Below are 17627 nucleotides of genomic sequence, written 5' to 3'. Positions count from 1 at the left end.
TGTCAAAAATGCGAACATACAAAGAACACGGCAAGTATTAACAGGCTGGGGACATCTGCGCCGCCCTGATGCGGCCAAAAGCGTTAACGAAACGCCGGCTTGCCTGACGCCGTTTTCGAGCGTTCCCTGCAATCTTCAGATCTTGGAGCCGATGCCATGAAGCGCCTCTTTCCGATCCTGACGGTGGCGCTCGCCCTGTCCGGCTGCATCATCGTCTCGAACGAGGGCGGCGAACGCACTGTCGTGACAGCCGAGGCTCCGAACGCCAGCTTGTCGGCCGCCTATGCCGCCGCCATCGCCGATCCGCTACGCCCTGCTGAGGAGCGCGAGCGCGACCCCCTTCGTCACCCGGCCGAGATGCTGGCCTTCGCCGAGCTGTCGCCAGGCGACCGCATCGCGGACATCCGGCCGGGCGCGGGCTATTTCACCCGGCTTTTCGCCCGCGTTGTCGGCCCGCAGGGCCACGTCTACGCCTTCGTCCCGGATCAGACCGCGGCGCGCGAGAACGCCCGCGCCCAGCCGCTGGTCGACGCCTACGGCAACGTTAGCTTGGTCAACGGTCGGTTGGAGACCATGCGGTTCGATCAGCCGCTGGACGTGATCTTCGTCAGTCAGGAATACCACGACTTCCACCTGCCCTTCTTCGGGCCGGCCGACATCGGTCAGGTCAACGCCGCCGCCTTCCGCGCCCTGCGCCCCGGCGGCCTCTATGTGCTGATCGACCACCAGGCGCGCCCCGGCAGCGGCATCGCCGACACCGCCCAGCTGCACCGCATGGAGGGCGCCCAGCTGCGGCGCGAGGTCGAGGCCGCCGGCTTCGTATTCGACGGCGAAAGCACCGCCGTGGCGAATCCGGCCGACGACCACAGCCTTAACGTCTTCGATCCGGCCATTCGCGGCCGGACCGATCAGTTTGTCTATCGCTTCAGAAAGCCGGGCTGAGCCCGATCAGAAGTATTCGGCGTTCGCCGGGCACTGAGCGCTGATGCGGCGCGCGGTGATGCTGGCCGGCAGATAGGGCGTGCCTCGCGCCAACTGGGCGCCGCCGCGGAAACTGAAGCTCTCGGCCTGATAAGGGCCGTTCAGCCGCACATTGATTCGACGGCCCTTGCGGTCCTGGCACGTGCCTTCGAACCGCGCATTGCCGCCGGCGACCTCGCGCACCGGATAGGTGCACTGCCAGCGCCGCGTCGACAGGCCGCCGAAGAAGCGGTTGATCTCGCTGGCCCGCACGCACTTCTGCTCGGTGTCGCGTACGCCGACGGCATTGGTGGTGTATTCCCAATAGCCGGGCTGGGGCGTCTGGGCGGGGCTCTGCGCCTGGCCCGGTGCGGCCAGCAGCAGGGCGGCCCCGACGGCGGGGACGGCCAGGGCGGCGGCGCGGAACAGGCAGGGCTTCATCGCTTTTCCTTGGAGCTTGGTGGTCTTCATGGTGATCACCGTGCCAGATGGCGGTTGAACGGCGGCTGAACAAGCTTTGAGCCTGTTCCGAGCCTTGACGGCGGACCCCGCCTTTGTCTATACGGCCCCCTCTCGCGCGGGCCTCGACCCGCGCGTACCTGTTTCATGCGCCCCTTGTGGGCTGCAAGCCCAAGGACTTTGACGATGGCTCGTCGTTGCGAACTCACCGGGATCGGCCCCATGGTCGGCAACTCGGTCAGCCACTCGAACATCAAGACCAAGCGCCGCTTCCTGCCGTCGCTGAAGACGGTCAAGGTCGCCTCCGACGCGCTGGGCCAGACCTTCTCGCTGCGCATCTCGAACGCCGCGCTGCGCACCCTGGACTACAAGGGCGGCCTGGACGCTTTCATCGTCAAGGCCCGCGACGAGCAACTGTCGCCCGCCGCCCAGAAGATCAAGCGCCAGGTCCGCGCCAAGCTTTCGGAGCAGGCCGCCGCCTGATTTTGGCGCCTGCATGATTTTTGAAAAGGCCGGCGGCGACGCCGGCCTTTTTCTTGGGCCGAACGACGGGGACAGCGGACGATCCTCTGCTAAGCTGGGTCCATGTTCGCTCGCCTCGCCCTGACAGCCTCCGCCTGCGCCCTGGGCCTGACCTTCGCCGTAGCGCCGGCGTCAGCCCAAGCGCCACAGCGGCCTTCCACGCCCTTCACTCTCGACACCGGCCACCCGCGTGCGCCCGAACAGCTGGCCGTCCGGTTCGACAAGGCGGATCTGGCCATCCGCCTGCTGCCGGAAACCAAGTCGCTGGAGGCTGTGGCGACGCTGGACTTCACCGCGACGGAGCCGCTGGCCGCCCTGGTCGTCGAGCTGGATACCCGTTTCGACATCTCTTCGGTCGAGATCGACGGCGTCGCGGTCACGGGCTGGACCAATCCTGACGGCCGAATGACCGTGCCGCTGCCCGCGTCCCGGTCGCTGGGCCAAACGGTCAGCCTGCGCATCGCCTATGCCGGCGCGCCGCACGAAGCCCTGCGCGCACCCTGGTCCGGCGGCTTCGTCTGGCGGACAGCGCCCGGCGGACAGCCGTGGATCGCGACCGCGGTCCAAGGACAGGGCTGCGACCTGTTCTGGCCCTGTATCGACCATCCGCAGGGCGAGCCTCAACGCATGGACCTGCACATCACCGTGCCAGAGGGCCTGTCCGCTCCGTCCAATGGGCGTTTCTTGGGCAAGACCGACAACGGCGACGGAACGACAACCTGGAACTGGACCGCGCGCCAGCCCAACACCTATGCCGTGGCCCTGAACATCGGCCCGTACGTCGAGATGAGCGGGACCTATGACAGCCGGTTCGGCAACACCATTCCCCTGCATTTCTGGCGACTGGAGACGGACGATCCGATGCAGGCTGCCGACCTGTTCGCCGAGTTCTCCAAACAGCTCGACTTCTATGAAGCGACCATCGGGCCCTTCCCCTTCGCCGACGAGAAGATGGGTGTGGTCGTGACCCCGCACCTAGGCATGGAGCACCAGACCATCAACGCCTACGGCAACGGCTACCGGCTGGACGGCAAGGGCTATGACTGGCTGCTGCAGCACGAACTGGCCCACGAATGGTTCGGCAACCAGATCACCAATACCGACTGGGATCACATGTGGCTGCATGAGGGCTTCGGCACCTATATGCAGCCGCTCTACGCCCGCTGGCTGAACGGCGACCGGGCCATGGAGTCCGAGTTGCAGACCATGCGGCTGACCCTGGCCAACCGCTTTCCGGTCGTGTCGGGCCAGAGCCATACCTCGGGCGAGGTCTATGAGGGCGAGCGCGGGCCGGGGCTGGACCTGTATTACAAGGGCGCGTTGGTCGCTCATACTCTGAGGCTGATGATCGGCGACGAGGCCTTCTACGACAGTCTGCGCCGGCTGGTTTACGGGCGGCCTGACCCTGCGCCGGGCAATTTCCAGCCGCGCTACGCCTCGACCGACGACTATGTGGCCATCGTCAATCAGGTGACGGGCCGCGACCTGGGCTGGTTCTTCGACGCCTATCTGCGCCAGGCCGAGTTGCCGGACCTGATCCAGACGCGCGACGGCGACCGGCTGAGCCTGGAATGGAAGACCGGCGACGGCGGGCCCTTCCCGATGCCTATCGAGGTCGAGGTGGGCGGTGTCGTCAACGTCCTTCCCATGACCGACGGACGCGGCGAGATCGTGGTTCCGGGCCGCGCCCACGTCCTGATCGATCCGGCCAACAAGGTACTGCGCCGGCAGCCGCATATCGAGGCCTATCAGGCCTGGCGCGCCCGGAACGCCGGCTGATGCGCGCTCAACCTTTCGCCAACGGCTGCGTGAGAGACTGACGTCATGGACACCGCCAGCCCCGAAGACCGTTTCCGCCAGGTTCTGGCCGGACTGAGCGACGGCCAGCGCGCGCGCGTCAAGGCCGCCGCGCCCGAAGCCGAGCGCCGGGCGGCCGACGCCGCATCGCACTGGGACTTCACCCTGCCGGCCCAGGCCGTCGACATCGTGCTGGGCCCCAAGGCCGAGGATGCGGTGCGACGCGGCCTGATCGCGCGCTGGTCCTTGGGCGTCATCGAGCGGGCGGCGCACCTGGATATGCCGCCCCAGGTGCTGGACCTCTATCCCTATTGGCTCGACAAGATGGCGGACTTCCTGCTGCAGGCGGTCGAACCCTATGACGCCGACTTCTGGGCCAAGGACGTGAGGTTCGCCCTGGCGCTCAGCGTGCCGGGCGCGCGCAGCCAGGTGATCGACCTGTCCTCGCCTTTCGGCCCCGGCCAGACCGTGCGGCACGCGGTTCAGGGCCGAGGTCTGTCGGCCCCGCTGAACTGGCTGCGCCACGGCGGCTGGAAGACCTGGCTGGAGGTGCACACCGAAAGCCGTCATCTGGACGACTTCAACGAAGAGGGCTGGAACCGCGCCTGGGCGACGGCGGCGGCCATCTGCGAGCGCAAGCCCGAGCTGGCCGGCATGATCGGCTCCAGTTGGTTCTACGATCCGCCCCTGACCGAGATCAGCCCGCGCCTGGCTCACCTGCGGCTGAACCCGCTGAAGGGGGGCGCCTTCATGGTCCATCAGGGGCCGGGCGAAATTCACACCGAGCGCGCCGGCACGGCCTCTCCGACCCGCAAGGCCCTGATCGACAGCGGCGACTACACCGCCCGGTCCTGGCTGATGGCCTGGCCGCGCGACAGTCTGGTCGCCTGGGGCCGCGCGCGCGAGGCAGCCTAGCCCTTCACCCGGTCGAAGGCTTTACCGACAGGCAGTATCTCCAGCCCGGCCGAATGGGCCGCCAGGATCAGGCGCTCGATGTCCCGCTGGGTGCAGCCGTAGGGCGTGGGCCTGTCGGACACGTCGTGGCCGTAGGCGATCAGCCAGCCGTTGGCATGGGCCGCCTCGGCGCACAGCGCGTCGAAGTCGTAGCCGGGGATGCGGCGGCTCTCCAGGCCGATGGCCTGCAGATTGGCGCTGTCCGCGCGGCCCGCATTGACGCCGTCGCGCACGCCGCGCGCCAGCTTGAACCGCCGCGCCGCGCCGCTCTTGGCCTCCAGCGCGCAGTCGCCGAACGGCCAGGCGAAGGTGTCCATGACGGCCCCGTCCAGCCGCTCAGCCACCCAGGCGGCGTTGCGCGCCCAGCTGGCCTCCAGCATCGCCGGCGAGATCGCCAGGGAGCTGACGTGCTCGAAGGTGTGGCACCCGACCTCATGCCCGTCGGCGTAAAGAGCCTGCAAATCTTCGGTCTCGAACTGCGGCAGGTCCAGGTTGGTCCCGCCCGCCAGGCCGCCGCAGACATAAAAGGTCGCCTTGACGCCGTGCGCACGCAACACCGGCCCGCCTTCGCGCCAGGCCGAAGCCGGGATGTCGTCGAACGACAGGCTCAGCACCCCGCGCGGCGGACTGATCTCGATCGGGCGACGACCGAGGTAGCGCCCCGCGCGTCTGCGCATCTTGTCTGTGAAGCCGGACATGAAACCCAGCCTAGGCCCGGCGGGTAAAGGCCGCCTTTAGCCGGCCATCGCCAGTTGCGGCGTGCGCACGACTTCGCGCCAGGCCTCGGGTTGGGCCAACAGGGCGCGGACCAGCTTGTTGTTCACCGCATGGCCTGCGCGCACGCCCTCATAACGGCCCAGCAGCGGCGCGCCGAGCACATAAAGGTCGCCGATGGCGTCCAGCGCCTTGTGACGCACGAACTCACGCTCCATGCGCAGCCCGCCGGGGTTCAGTATTTGCTCGCCGTCGATGACCACGGCGTTCTCCAGGCTGCCTCCCCGCGCCAGCCCGGCCTGGCGCAGCGCCTCGACCTCATGGGCAAAGCCGAAGGTGCGGGCGGCCATGATCTCGGTGCGGAAAGTCGCCTCGTCGACCACGAAATCCACGACCTGATTGCCAATGACCTTGGCGGCGAAATCGATCTCGAAACGCATCTCGTAGCGATCGCGGGGCAGCAGTACGGCCGACTTGTCGCCGTCCTGGACCCGCACGGGCTTCAGAATTTCGATATAGCGAACCGGCGCTTCCTGGCGGCGGAAGCCCGCGCGATCCAGAAGTTCGACGAACGGACGGGCCGAGCCGTCCATGATCGGCAGTTCCGGGCCGTCGACCTCGACGATGACGTTGGACACGCCCAGCGCCGCGAACGCCGCCATCAGGTGCTCGATGGTCGACAGGCGAACGCCGTCGGCGTTCTCGATCATGGTGTTCAGGCGCGCATCGATCACGGCCTCTCCCGACACGGGAATGCGGTTGTCGCGGTCGGTGATATCGGTCCGTATGAAGACGATGCCGGTCCCCGTGGGCGCCGGCCGGACGACCAGGCGCACGCGACGGCCCGTGTGCACGCCCACGCCGGCGCAGATAGCCGGGGCGAACAGGGTGCGCTCGTTATGATCGCGGACAGGGGACAAGGGCTCGGTCTCTCGAAATCGCGCCCCCGCCTCTGACGTGCAGGGTGCGCCACGCCGCCGTGATAGCCCCTGCCCCGTCGTGGTTAAATGAAAGCTCGGTTTCGGAATGTTTCGTGACGCCGCGCCCTCTGAAACGAAAACCGCCCCGGAGCGGCGGCTCCGGGGCGGCGGGATCAGGGGTCAGTCCTGACGTTTAGTTGGCCAGTCGCCTGAGAAAGGAAGGGATCTCCAGGTCATCATCGGCCTGGTCCGCCTCCTGCTGCTGGACGGGTTGGGCCGACTGGGCCGGGCGCATCTGAGCGGCTGAGCGCTGCTGAGGCGCATAGGCCGGCTGCTGCGGCTGGGCGTTGCGACGGCCGCGGCCAAACAGGCTCCAGCCGCTGCGACGGTGGTCGCGATCGTCATAGGCGTCGTCGGGATGCGGCGCGGGCTCGACCGGGCCTTGACGGCTGGGAGTCGAGGCGCGGTCCAGATACAGGTCGCCTTGCGACGTCTCGGCCTGCTGGCGAGCAGCCGGACGCGGGTTGGACTCATATTCCTCGACCCAAGGATCGACGATCGGGTCCAGCCGGCTGTGTTCGACCGGGCGAATGACCGGCTCAGGCTGCGGCTCGGGGGCGCGGGCGACCGGAGCCGGTTCGGGCGCCGGCTGGGCCTGAGCCTGAACCTGGGCGCGAGCCGCAGCGACCGGCTCGATCCGCGCCGGCTCGGCGCGTGTGGGCTCCGGCCGGCTCGAGGCCGTGGAATAGGTCGGCGCGGCCGGACGGGCGGTGAAGGCCGGAGCATGGGGCTCGATCTTCTGGATCACGGCCTCATCCATGCCCGTGGCCACGACCGAGACGCGGATCTTGCCGTCCAGCGCGGGATCGAAGGCCGCGCCGAAGATGATGTTGGCGTCGCCGTCCACCTCGGCCGCGATAGCGTTGGCGGCCTCGTCGACTTCAAGCAGGGTCATGTCCATGCCGCCAGTGATGTTCACCAGCACGGCCTTGGCACCCTTGAGGCTGGTCTCGTCCAGCAGCGGGTTGGCGATGGCGTTCTGGGCCGCCAGCAGGGCGCGGTCGTCGCCCGTGGCCTCGCCCGTGCCCATCATCGCCTTGCCCATTTCGGACATCACGGCGCGGACGTCGGCGAAGTCGAGGTTGATCAGGCCGGGCAGGATCATCAGGTCGGTGATCGAGCGCACACCCGAATGCAGCACCTGGTCGGCCATGCCGAAGGCGTCGGCGAAGGTGGTGCGCTCATTGGCGACGCGGAACAGGTTCTGGTTCGGAATGACGATCAGGGTGTCGACATAGCGTTGCAGCTCGGCGATCCCGGCGTCGGCCAGGCGCATGCGATGGCGGCCCTCGAAGGTGAAGGGCTTGGTCACCACCCCGACGGTCAGGATGCCGCGATCACGCGCGCACTTGGCGATGATCGGCGCGGCGCCCGTGCCGGTGCCACCGCCCATGCCGGCGGTGATGAAGATCATGTGGGCGCCTTCGAGATGCTGATGGATCTCGTCGGCGCTCTCCTCGGCGGCGTTCATGCCGACTTCGGGGTGGGCGCCCGCGCCCAGGCCTTGCGTGATCGTCTCGCCCAGCTGGATGCGGCGGTCGGTCTTGGCGAAGGACAGATGCTGCGCGTCGGTGTTGGCGACGACGAACTCGACGCCCTCCAGACCGGCGTCGATCATGTTGTTGACGGCGTTGCCGCCCGCCCCGCCCACGCCGAACACGACGATGCGGGGTTTCAGTTCAGTGTTTTGCGGCTTGACCAGCGACAGCGACATATCAGTTCCGACCCTTCGACCCTTTTGCCCCGTTAGTCCCCAGTGCGAAATCCCCGCCGAATCGCATTGGTTATGAGCGCGTTAAGAAAAGCGCGCTCGGAGTTAACGAGAGGTTACCGGTAGCGTGAGTCGGACCAAATGAAAGCGTCACGCCCAAGCGTGGCCGCAGATTCTCCACGACTTTCCCCAGGAACGTCGATCGCCAAAGAAAAAGGGCGGCTCCGAAGAGCCGCCCTTTCCGTCTTGATCGAAACCGAACTTACCAGGGACGGAAGTTCAGGCTCACGTTCACACGACGACCGTAGGGGTCGAAGTTCGAGTAGAGCGTAGCGCCCAGGATGTCCCGCTGGCGGGCATCGAAGACGTTGCTGACGCCAACCCGCAGGGTCACGTCGTCGCGCACGTTGAAGCGGGCGGCCAAGTCGTGACGGACGAAGTTGCCGGTCGACAGATAGTCTAGCGGACGGTTGTCGATGTTCGTCACGATGGCGCGGGGCTGGACGATGTCTTGCGACGTCTGCCAGTCCACGACCCAGGTGAAGGACATCGCCTCGTTCGGGCTCCACACCAGGCTGTTGGCCAGGCGGACCCGCGGGAACGAACCGCCGACCTGCAGGGTGCTCGAGAACTCGGTGAAGTCGGCCGGGTTGTCGATGTTGTTGAACTGCTTCTGCTCGATCAGCCAGGAGCCGCGCAGCGAGTTCTGGAAGGTGCCCAGATTCCAGCCGAACATTTCCTGCGTGTCGATGGCGTAGCTGGCGGTGAAGTCCAGGCCACGCACTGTGCGCTTGGCGTAGTTGATGGAGCCCTGGATGAAGCCGCCGATCGGATCGCCAGCCGGCGCGCCGACCTTGAAGCCTTCCGAACGCTCGGCCGCCGTCGTGCCGCCGCCGGCGGTGCCGGCCACGCGACGGAAGATGGTGTTACAGGCGCCGGCGTTCAGGCTCGGGCCGTTGACGCAGTTATTGGCTGCGGTCTGGGCCGTCACCGCTGCGATCACGTTGGTGATCTCGATTTCGTAGTAGTCGAGCACCAGGTTGAAGCGCGGGATGAAGCTGGGCGTCCACACCGTCGAGAAGGTGAAGGATTCCGATTCTTCAGGCAGCAGGAAGGGGTTGCCGCCGTTCACGCCGGCCACGCCGCCCGAATAGACCGGAGCGTAGTCGTCGTTCGGATCCAGCGTCGAGCCGGCGAAGTCGTAGGTCAGGCCCTTGGCCGCCGCCAGAGCGGTACAGTTGGCGATGCGGTTCTGACGGATGTCCGCAGCCAGGGCGGAAGCGTTAATCGCCGCGGTGGCGCAGGGATCCGCGAAACCGTTGGCGAAGGTCTGGCCGAAGGGCGAGAAGTTCTCGACCAGGGTCGGGACGCGCACCGAGGTGTTGAAGCTCGACTTGATCGCGAAGTCCGACACCGGACGATAGACCAGGTTGACGCCGTAGACGTCGGTCTCGCCCACCGTGGTGTAGTCCGAGTAGCGGTACGAACCGCTCAGCTCGGCGTACTGACCCAGGAAGCTGTCGCGGAACAGCGGCAGCGACACTTCGGCGAACAGTTCACGGGTTTCGTACGAGGCGCCCGGGAAGTCGGGGCTGGTGTTCAGGAACAGCTGACGGTCGCCGGTGTCACGATCGCGACCCACGCCCTCGGCGAATTCCTTGCGCCATTCCGCACCCAGGGCCAGGCCGATCGAACCGGCGCCCCAGAAGTCCCACAGCTGACCCGACACCGAACCGATGGCGTTGTGCTGCTCGTTGGTCTGTTCGACCGTCACCGACGCGTAGGTGTAGTCCAGAGCTTCCTGGCTGGCGCGGTTCTTGCCAAACACGTTCAGCGGAACGCACTGGTCGATGGCGGCGCGGCCTTCGGCGCGGGCGCGCAGGTCGCCGAAGGTGCCAGCGCTTTGACCCGCGCGGCTCGACCAGTCGCGCAGACCGCCCAGACCCGTGTTGGGATCCGTGAAGGCCGGGTTGGTCGCGTTCAGCAATTGAACGCGGCAGACGATCTCGCCCGGACGGCCATTGACGATGCCCGCGGTGTCGACCACGGCGTCGGCGGCCAGCACATAACGCTGGGTGTCGACGGCGATCTCTTCGTTGACGTTCTCGAGCTTGCTGTAGGTGTAGGCCAGATCCCAGCCAAAGTTGCGCACCGGCCCGATGTCGCCGTGTGCGCCGCTGAAGGCCGCGACATAGCGCTGGATTTCACGCGTGTTGTCCTGCGAGCGGTCCTCGCCGAAGCTGACGTGACGCGCCCAAGGCGCGGCGATCGTTCCGGTCGGCGCACCAGGCTCAGTGACGGTGGGGTTGCCGTAGTTGGTGACCGTGTTGGTCAGGATGGCGTTCCGGACCGCCGCCGGAAGGAAGGCGTTGTCCGAGACGCGCAGAACCTGGTTCTGGTTGCTGGGCGTGATGCCCGTGCGGCCGTTGGTCTCGTTCGCGGCGTAGTGGCCGTCCCACAGGTAGAAGTCGAAGAAGGTCGGCTGGGCCGTCGCGAAGGTCGACTCAGTGATGTATTTGGCTTCCAGATACGCCGTGACCGAATTCGTCAGACGGATGTTGGTGCCAACCTGATAGCGCTGAGCCTCGACCTCGCCGACGCGGTCGGCTTGGTTGAAGAAGCCCGGGTTCTCGCCGTCGCCGCCGATGTTCAGCGTCGTGGAGCCCACACCGACGCGCTGGCCGAAGTTGGCCAGACGCGCGTCCGCACCCTCCGGATAGACCCAGGTCTTGCCCGGGTTCACGCCGAAGCAGGTGGCCTGGGTGGAGCTGGTGCAGTTGGTTACGCCGACCAGAGGATTGTTCAGCGGGCTGGGCTGCAGGGTGTTGGCGATGGTCGTCTGGCCGCCGCGCGGACGCGAGATGGTGTTGACGCCGCAGAAGACGCGGTTGTCGATCAGTCCATCGACGTTCGGACCGGCCGCCGGGTTGGTCGGATCGACGTCCACGGTCACTAGGGCGCAGCTGTCGCGCAGGAAGCCGAGATCCAGCGTTTCGATGCCGTCCAGTTGCTCGTATTCGGCGAAGCCGTAGACGTTGACGCGGTCGTCGAACAGGTTCTTGCCGGCCAGCAGCGAGGCGCGACGGCCGAAGTTGCCGCCGTAACGCGACAGCTGGGCGCCGTACAGGTCGAGTTCGACGCCCTCGAAGTCCTTGCGCAGGTTGAAGTTCAGCACACCGGCCACGGCGTCAGCGCCGTAAACCGAGGAGGCGCCGCCGGTGATGATCTCGATGTTTTCGATCAGCAGGCGCGGAATGGTGTTGGTCGACACGGCCAGGCTGCCGCCGACCGAACCGACCTGACGACGGCCGTCGATCAGGGTCAGCGTGCGGTTGTTGCCGAGCGCGCGCAGGTTGGCGATGTTCAGGCCTTGGGCGTTCAGCACGCCACCGACGTTGTCCGACGGGATCTGCGAGTTCGACAGAGCCGGAATCTGCGCCAGATAGTCGATCAGGGTCGCTTGACCGGTAGCCAGGATTTCCTCGCGCTGAACCTGGATCAGCGGGGTCGGGGCGGTGGTCGGGTCGCGACGGATACGCGAACCGGTGACGACGATCTCTTCGACCTGGGTCGCTTCTTGAGACACCGGAGCCGGCGCTGTTTGCGCGAAAGCCGGCGCCGAGGCGGCGATTACGCCCGCCAGCACCGTGGTGCCGAACAGGTATGTGCGTTTCAGCTGCATTCTAATTTTAACCCCCAAAGGAAAGGTGCGAGCCGCCCAGACCACTATTGTGAAACTGGCATGTGCCCTGTCGTTAACGGCAAGCTCGACAGAGGCGCAACCGTTTAGCCGCATCTTCGCCATGTTCCGCCTCGGATGTTACAATCTGGACACACTTCGGTCGCGTCACCGGCGCCATGTCGCAGTCTGTATGCTTGACCTCATCCCTGCCCGCGTCGATCGTGCGGGCTGCCTCCAAGACAGTGTTTATTATGGAAAGTCGGATGTCATGAATTTGCCGGGTCACAGATCACTCGCCCGCGCCTGGGTCAGCGCCGCGCTCGCTGCAGGCTTCGTCGTCTTCGCGCCGCTCAGCGCCGCTGCTCAGGACCGGCCCGATCAGGACGACACCGCCACCAGGCCGCGCGCCGAACAGGTTTTGCCAGGTCGCATCGGAGGCGATCGCACCGATCGCCGGGAACAGAGGCAGCGGCGCGCTCAGCAAGAGCAACCCGCCGCACCGACAGCCGAGGAACTCGTCGCTCAGGCGCAAGCGTTGGCCGCCGTTGCTGCGCCGTCGTGTCAGGTCACCCAGGCGACATTGCTGGGCGCCAGCGCCGAGGGGCACACCTATATGGAGGCGGTCTGCGCGTCCGGTCCTGGCTACATCCTCTCCAGCGCCACGCCGCCTCAGGCGATGGATTGCGTTTTGCTGGCCAGCCAGGGACGCATTCTTCGGGAGACCGACCCCGCCGCCGAGGTTGGAACCCAATGCGCTCTGCCCGCCAACACCGATGTGGTCGCGGTGATCTCGGGCTACGCGCGCGAAGCGGGCGTCGGCTGCACCGTCGATGATGGCCTGGCCATCGGCCGCAGTGACGGCGGCTCGCCCATCTATGAGGTGGGCTGCGCCAATGCGCAGGGTTACTGGATCGAAAAGACAGCCGCGGGCTGGGACAAGACCGAATGCCTACAGGTCATCACCCAGAACGCTACCTGCCGCTTCACCACTCCGGCCGACGGCGCCGCCAGCGTCAAGGCCATGCTGGCCGGCTCGGACGCCGCCGGTTGCGACGTGACCCAGGCGCGCTTCATGGGCGAAAACAGCAACGGCCGCTTCTATGAGGCCAAGTGCGCGGCCGGCGACGGGTTCATCGCCCGCATCCAGGAAACCGCCGTTCAGCAGGTCTATCCCTGCCAAGAGGCGCAGCGCATCGGCGGCGGCTGCACCCTGACGCAGGTCGCGGCCGCGCCGGCGACCACCGAGCAGAACTAAGACGTCGCTCGTCAGAGTGAACGAGGCCCGGCGGAGCGATCCGCCGGGCCTTTTGCTTGCCGCATTTGCCGACGCGATCTAGCGTCCGCGCCATGCGCATCGCCACCTGGAACGTGAACTCCGTCAACGCCCGCCTGCCGACCGTCCTGGCCTGGATGGAGGCGGCCCAGCCGGACGTCGCCTGCTTCCAGGAGATCAAGTGCGTCGACGAGAAGTTCCCGCGCGAGGCCTTCGAGTCGCTCGGCTACAACGTCGAGGTCCACGGCCAAAAGACCTACAATGGCGTCGCCCTGCTCTCCAAGCATCCGGTCTCGGACGTGCGTCGCGGCCTGCCCGGCCACGAAGAGTCCGGTCTGGACGGCGACGACGACCATGCCCGCTATATCGAGGCCCTGATCGAGGCGCCGCGACCCATTCGTGTCGGCGGCCTTTATCTGCCGAACGGCAATCCGATCGGCACGGCCAAGTTCGACTACAAGCTGCGCTGGATGGAACGGCTGAACGCCCACGCCCGCGATCTGCTGGCGCTTGAGGAAGCCTTTGTGCTGTGCGGAGACTACAACGTCATCCCCGAGGCCAAGGACGCCAAGACCCCCGACGCCTGGACCGGCGACGCCCTGTTCCAGCCCGAAAGCCGCCAGGCCTGGCGTTCGCTGAAGTGGCTGGGCCTGACCGACGCGCACGAAGCCGGCGGGGAGCCGGCCGGGACCTATACCTTCTGGGATTATCAGGCCGGCGCCTGGCAGCGCGACCACGGCATCCGCATCGACCACCATCTGATGTCGCCCCAGGCCGCCGACCGGTTCCGGGGCATCGAAACCCACCGGGACGCCCGCGACATGGAGAAACCCTCCGACCATGTCCCTGTCGTCATCGAGATCGAGGACTGAGCCATGGGCGAGGCGGTGCGCGCCGTCCTGCTGATCGGGCTGGCCGCGGCCTTGCTGACGACGGCCGCCCTGACCTTTTCCTGGTGGATGGAGCCGGCGCGACGACTGCGCCGGGCCATGACCAAGGCTGTGGTCGGCCGCATCGAGACCGAAGCCTTCTCGCCCGCCGAGGGCCGCGCCGCCGTTCTGGATTTCGACGCGGGCCAGGTCGTCGTTCTGTGGGACCGAGGCGCCAACGGCTTGATCTACGGCTTCGAGGAAACCGAGGGCGGAGAGATCATCGTCGACGGCCACGTCGTCGCCCGCGTGCGGCGCGGCGAGGCGCGCAAAGCGCTGGACATCATGGCGCCCGAAGCCGAGCAGGTGGTGCTGCGCCTGATGTTCGCCGATCCGCGCAATCCCGAGTTCGAGCTGTCGCTGTGGAACGCGGACCGCCCTGCTCCCACCAGTTCGCCGGCCGAGGCGCTGAGGCTGGGGCGGCGCTGGCTGTCGCACATCGAGGCCCTGCTGAGAGCCTGACGGCCTTTCGTCCGCCACGCGAGAGGGCTAGAAGGCCGGCATTCCCGTAACGCCTGCCTGAGGAGGCCCGCCGTGGCCCGCCTTTTCGACGCCTACATCATCGCCGACTGGACCGCCGCAGAAACCAAGAAGCTGGGCGACCAGTCCGTCTGGATCGGCGTGGCCAAGCGCGACGTGCGCTTCCGCCTCTATACCGAGACGCACAATGTGGCGACGCGTGCCGAGGGCGAGGCGCTGCTGAAAATGCTGCTGGCCGATCACCGCAAGCGCGGCGACCGCGTGCTGCTGGGCCTGGACTTCAACTTCGGTTTCCCCGCCGGCACGGCCGAACGACTGAAGCTGGACGGCGCGCCGTGGCAGGCGATGTGGAAGTTCCTGGCCGGCAACGTCGTGGACAAGGCCGACAACACCAACAACCGCTATCAAGTCGCCGCCAAGATGAACCGGCTGATGACCGATCAGCCCTGGCCGTTCTGGGGCGCGCCGGCCAAGCAGGCGCAGCGCTGGCTGACCACGACCAAGCCGCCCGCCGGATCGGGCGCCGACATCCCCGAGTTCCGCGCCACCGAAGACGCCGCCCGCAAGGGACGGCTGCAGCCCAAGAGCGTCTGGCAGATGCACGGCGCCGGGGCGGTTGGCGGCCAGACCCTGGTCGGCGTGCCCATGGTGCGCCGCTTGCTGGAGACGCTGGGCGCATCGGGGGCCGTCTGGCCCTTCGGCACCGGCTGGCGTGCGCTGGACGCCGCCGACGTCGAGCCGCTGTCGACCCTGCTGGTCGAGGTCTGGCCTTCGATGTTCGACACCAAGCCCCAGCCGGGCGAGTTCAAGGACCAGGCCCAGGTCCGCACCACGGCCGAGGCCTTGGCCCGCATGGACGAGACCGGCGCCCTGGCTCACGCCTTCGCGCCGCCGAAGGGCGCCGACGAGGCCTTGGTCGCGAGAGTGGAAGGCGAAGAGGGCTGGATCCTGGGAGCGTAAGCCTCGAAGTTAAATCGAGAAGCTGACGCCGCAGCCGCAGCTGGAGGCGGCGTTGGGGTTGCGCACGACGAACTGCGCCCCGGCCAGCTCGTCGACATAGGCGACTTCCGACCCCTTGAGGAACGGCACGGACACCGGGTCGACCACGAGGGCACGGCCGTGGGCCTGGATCACTAGGTCGTCGGCGTCCGCCGCCTCGATCAGCTCCATCCGATACTGGAAGCCCGAACAGCCGCCGCCGTCGACCGCCACACGCAGCATCAACTCACGGCCCTCGGCTTGGGACAGGGCGTCCAGCCGACGCGCGGCGCTGTCGGCCAGGACGATGCCCTCGGGCGATCGCGCGGCGATCGTCAGCTTGAGGTCGGACGGGGCGGATTGGACGCTGCTCACGAGGCTCTATATGAGGGCGGCGCGGGCGTTCGCAAAGGGTCCGCGACCATTCAGGCCCGATCACTTGAGCCAGCCCGACCGCGCCCCTTACGCCGAACGACCCGACGCCACGCGCGGGCGTCGCTTTCCAGAGGGCGCCAGCCGCACCCGCACGCCGTTCGCGCGCGACCGCGACCGCATCATCCATTGCACCGCCTTTCGCCGGCTGAAGGGCAAGACCCAGGTCTTCGTCGCGCATGAAGGCGACCATTACCGCACCCGCCTGACCCACTCGCTGGAGGTGGCGCAGATCGCGCGTTCGTTGGCCCATGCGCTGCGCCTGGACCTGGACCTGGCCGAGACGGTCGCCCTGGCGCACGACCTGGGCCATCCGCCGTTCGGTCACGCGGGCGAGGACGAGCTGCAGGCGCGCATGGCGGACTGGGGCGGCTTCGACCACAACGTCCAGACCTTTCGCGTCGTGACCAAGCTGGAGAACCGCTATCCGGCCTTCGACGGCCTGAATCTCAGCTGGGAGACGGTGGAGGGGGTCATCAAGCACAACGGCCCTGTGGCCCACCGTCTGGACGAGCCGGCCTGGCGCGCCATCGCCGAATACGCCGAGGGCTGGGACCTGCGGCTGGACACCTTCGCGTCGCTGGAGGCCCAGGTCGCCGCCATCGCCGACGACATCGCCTACAACAACCACGACGTGGACGACGGGGTGCAGGCGGGCCTGTTCACCTTGGACGACCTGGCCGAGGTGCCGCTGATCGGGCCGGTGCTGGCGCAGGTGCGGCGCGATTGGCCTGATATCGACGCGCGCATGACCCGGCTGGAGGCCGTGCGGCGCATGATCGGCGTCATGATCGACGACGTCCTGGCCGAGACCGCGCGTCGGATCGCCGAGCACAAGATCACCTCGCCCGAGGCCGTGCGAGCCGCCCCGCGCACCCTGGTGCAGTTCTCCGACGCCATGATGGCTGACCTGAGCGTGCTGCGGACCTTCCTGCATCAGCGGATGTACCGCCACTATCGGGTCAATCGGATGCGCAGTCAGGCGCGGCGGCGTCTGGCGGAGATGTTCGACCTGTTCCTGGCCGATCCCGGCGTGCTGCCGCCCGAATGGGCCGCCCGCGCGGTGGCTGACGATCCGGTGCGCAAGGCGCGCGCGGTGTGCGACTACATCGCCGGCATGACCGACGGCTTCGCCATCGAGGAGCACGGACGGCTGTTCCGCCTCGACCTGCATCGCGATCTGTGATTCGTAGAACCGCAGGGGCGGGTTAGACTGGACGGCCGGCGCGACGATTCGCGGCCGGGCCTATGTGCGAGAGCCCCGATGTCCCACCACGACGACGACCGCTACAACCGCGACCGGGGCGCCTACACGCCGCCGACCGACGACGATCTGCCCTTCCGCCGCGGCGATTTCGACGCGCGGCGCGGCCCGGCGTCCAAGGCCCCGCCCGTGACTCTGATCGTCAGCGCCGTGGTGCTGCTGCTGCTCATCGTGGCCGTGGTGGTCTTCTATCGCTCGGGCGTGCGCTCCTCCACCGACGCGCCGGCCGCCGTCGGCTCTCCCGTCGGCGAGATGAAGGTCGAGGCCCCCATCGACGCCCAGCCGGTCGATCCGGAGGCCGACATCAGCGTCTATCGCGACGCCGGCGAGCCGACTGACGCCGCCCCCACCTTTACCCCTGGCCCCGAAGCGCCCCAGCCGCGTCCCGAGCCCCAGCCCCTGCCCGCCAATCCGCCCGTGACCGGCGGCGGCCTGGCCCCGGCGGCGCCCGCGCCCGCCGCGCCTGCCCCAGCCCGTCCGGCGCCCGCGCCG

At 67.6% G+C, this 17627-nt stretch carries 16 protein-coding genes and 1 pseudogene; 10 read left to right on the top strand and 7 right to left on the bottom strand.

Features of this window, described 5'->3' with window-relative positions; translation table 11 throughout:
• The first annotated feature begins 156 nt into the window (after positions 1-156).
• Positions 157-942: a class I SAM-dependent methyltransferase gene (locus tag ACK4I0_RS11880; RefSeq protein ID WP_409611220.1), complete on the top strand. Its 786-nt coding sequence runs from the start codon at positions 157-159 to the stop codon at positions 940-942.
• 6 nt (positions 943-948) lie between these two features.
• Here ACK4I0_RS11880 and ACK4I0_RS11875 read toward each other — a convergent pair whose 3' ends face one another.
• Positions 949-1431: a DUF3617 domain-containing protein gene (locus ACK4I0_RS11875; RefSeq protein WP_409611218.1), complete on the bottom strand. Its 483-nt coding sequence runs from the start codon at positions 1429-1431 to the stop codon at positions 949-951.
• 174 nt (positions 1432-1605) lie between these two features.
• Between ACK4I0_RS11875 and rpmB the strand changes: the two genes are divergently transcribed.
• From rpmB to ACK4I0_RS11860, 3 genes are all read left to right on the top strand, one after another.
• Positions 1606-1902: a 50S ribosomal protein L28 gene (gene rpmB, locus ACK4I0_RS11870; protein ID WP_409611216.1), complete on the top strand. Its 297-nt coding sequence runs from the start codon at positions 1606-1608 to the stop codon at positions 1900-1902.
• 102 nt (positions 1903-2004) lie between these two features.
• On the top strand, positions 2005-3720 hold the full coding sequence (locus ACK4I0_RS11865; protein ID WP_409611214.1) for a M1 family metallopeptidase: 1716 nt from the start codon (positions 2005-2007) through the stop codon (positions 3718-3720).
• A 45-nt stretch (positions 3721-3765) separates the two neighbouring features.
• A complete protein-coding gene (locus tag ACK4I0_RS11860) occupies positions 3766-4653 on the top strand; it encodes a hypothetical protein (RefSeq protein ID WP_409611212.1) in 888 nt (295 codons plus the stop codon).
• On the opposite strand, the gene ACK4I0_RS11855 is transcribed toward ACK4I0_RS11860, so the two are convergent.
• The 5 genes from ACK4I0_RS11855 to ACK4I0_RS11835 form a co-directional block, all read right to left on the bottom strand.
• Positions 4650-5390, bottom strand: a complete 741-nt coding sequence (locus tag ACK4I0_RS11855; RefSeq protein ID WP_409611210.1) for a polysaccharide deacetylase family protein — start codon at positions 5388-5390, stop codon at positions 4650-4652. The genes ACK4I0_RS11860 and ACK4I0_RS11855 overlap by 4 nt on opposite strands.
• 36 nt (positions 5391-5426) lie before the next feature.
• On the bottom strand, positions 5427-6326 hold the full coding sequence (lpxC, locus tag ACK4I0_RS11850; protein WP_409611208.1) for a UDP-3-O-acyl-N-acetylglucosamine deacetylase: 900 nt from the start codon (positions 6324-6326) through the stop codon (positions 5427-5429).
• Between the two features lie 193 nt (positions 6327-6519).
• Positions 6520-8100, bottom strand: coding sequence for a cell division protein FtsZ (ftsZ, locus tag ACK4I0_RS11845; RefSeq protein WP_409611206.1), 1581 nt, complete (start codon positions 8098-8100; stop codon positions 6520-6522).
• Between the two features lie 259 nt (positions 8101-8359).
• On the bottom strand, positions 8360-11779 hold the full coding sequence (locus ACK4I0_RS11840) for a TonB-dependent receptor domain-containing protein (RefSeq protein WP_409611204.1): 3420 nt from the start codon (positions 11777-11779) through the stop codon (positions 8360-8362).
• Between the two features lie 289 nt (positions 11780-12068).
• A complete protein-coding gene (locus ACK4I0_RS11835; RefSeq protein ID WP_409611202.1) occupies positions 12069-12311 on the bottom strand; it encodes a hypothetical protein in 243 nt (80 codons plus the stop codon).
• Positions 12312-12314: 3 nt separating this feature from the next.
• Between ACK4I0_RS11835 and ACK4I0_RS11830 the strand changes: the two genes are divergently transcribed.
• The 4 genes from ACK4I0_RS11830 (at position 12315) to ACK4I0_RS11815 (ending at position 15421) form a co-directional block, all read left to right on the top strand.
• Positions 12315-13034: a hypothetical protein gene (locus ACK4I0_RS11830; protein WP_409611200.1), complete on the top strand. Its 720-nt coding sequence runs from the start codon at positions 12315-12317 to the stop codon at positions 13032-13034.
• Between the two features lie 92 nt (positions 13035-13126).
• A complete protein-coding gene (gene xth, locus ACK4I0_RS11825; protein WP_409611198.1) occupies positions 13127-13924 on the top strand; it encodes an exodeoxyribonuclease III in 798 nt (265 codons plus the stop codon).
• 3 nt (positions 13925-13927) lie between these two features.
• On the top strand, positions 13928-14443 hold the full coding sequence (locus ACK4I0_RS11820) for a hypothetical protein (RefSeq protein WP_409611196.1): 516 nt from the start codon (positions 13928-13930) through the stop codon (positions 14441-14443).
• Positions 14444-14515: 72 nt separating this feature from the next.
• Complete coding sequence (locus ACK4I0_RS11815) at positions 14516-15421, top strand: cobalamin biosynthesis protein CbiG (RefSeq protein ID WP_409611194.1); 906 nt, start codon at positions 14516-14518, stop codon at positions 15419-15421.
• A 9-nt stretch (positions 15422-15430) separates the two neighbouring features.
• On the opposite strand, the gene erpA is transcribed toward ACK4I0_RS11815, so the two are convergent.
• The gene (erpA, locus tag ACK4I0_RS11810; protein WP_409611255.1) at positions 15431-15772 is read right to left on the bottom strand and encodes an iron-sulfur cluster insertion protein ErpA; all 342 of its coding nucleotides are present in this window, start codon (positions 15770-15772) and stop codon (positions 15431-15433) included.
• Positions 15773-15878: 106 nt separating this feature from the next.
• Between erpA and ACK4I0_RS11805 the strand changes: the two genes are divergently transcribed.
• The gene (locus ACK4I0_RS11805; RefSeq protein WP_409611192.1) at positions 15879-17057 is read left to right on the top strand and encodes a deoxyguanosinetriphosphate triphosphohydrolase; all 1179 of its coding nucleotides are present in this window, start codon (positions 15879-15881) and stop codon (positions 17055-17057) included.
• A 78-nt stretch (positions 17058-17135) separates the two neighbouring features.
• Positions 17136-17627, top strand: a pseudogene (locus ACK4I0_RS11800) (SPOR domain-containing protein); the annotation flags it as partial.

This window comes from Brevundimonas sp., assembly GCF_046295775.1.
Classification (GTDB): domain Bacteria; phylum Pseudomonadota; class Alphaproteobacteria; order Caulobacterales; family Caulobacteraceae; genus Brevundimonas.
The sequence above is the reverse complement of the archived record's forward strand: the minus strand, read 5'-3'. Positions and strand labels throughout refer to the sequence as shown.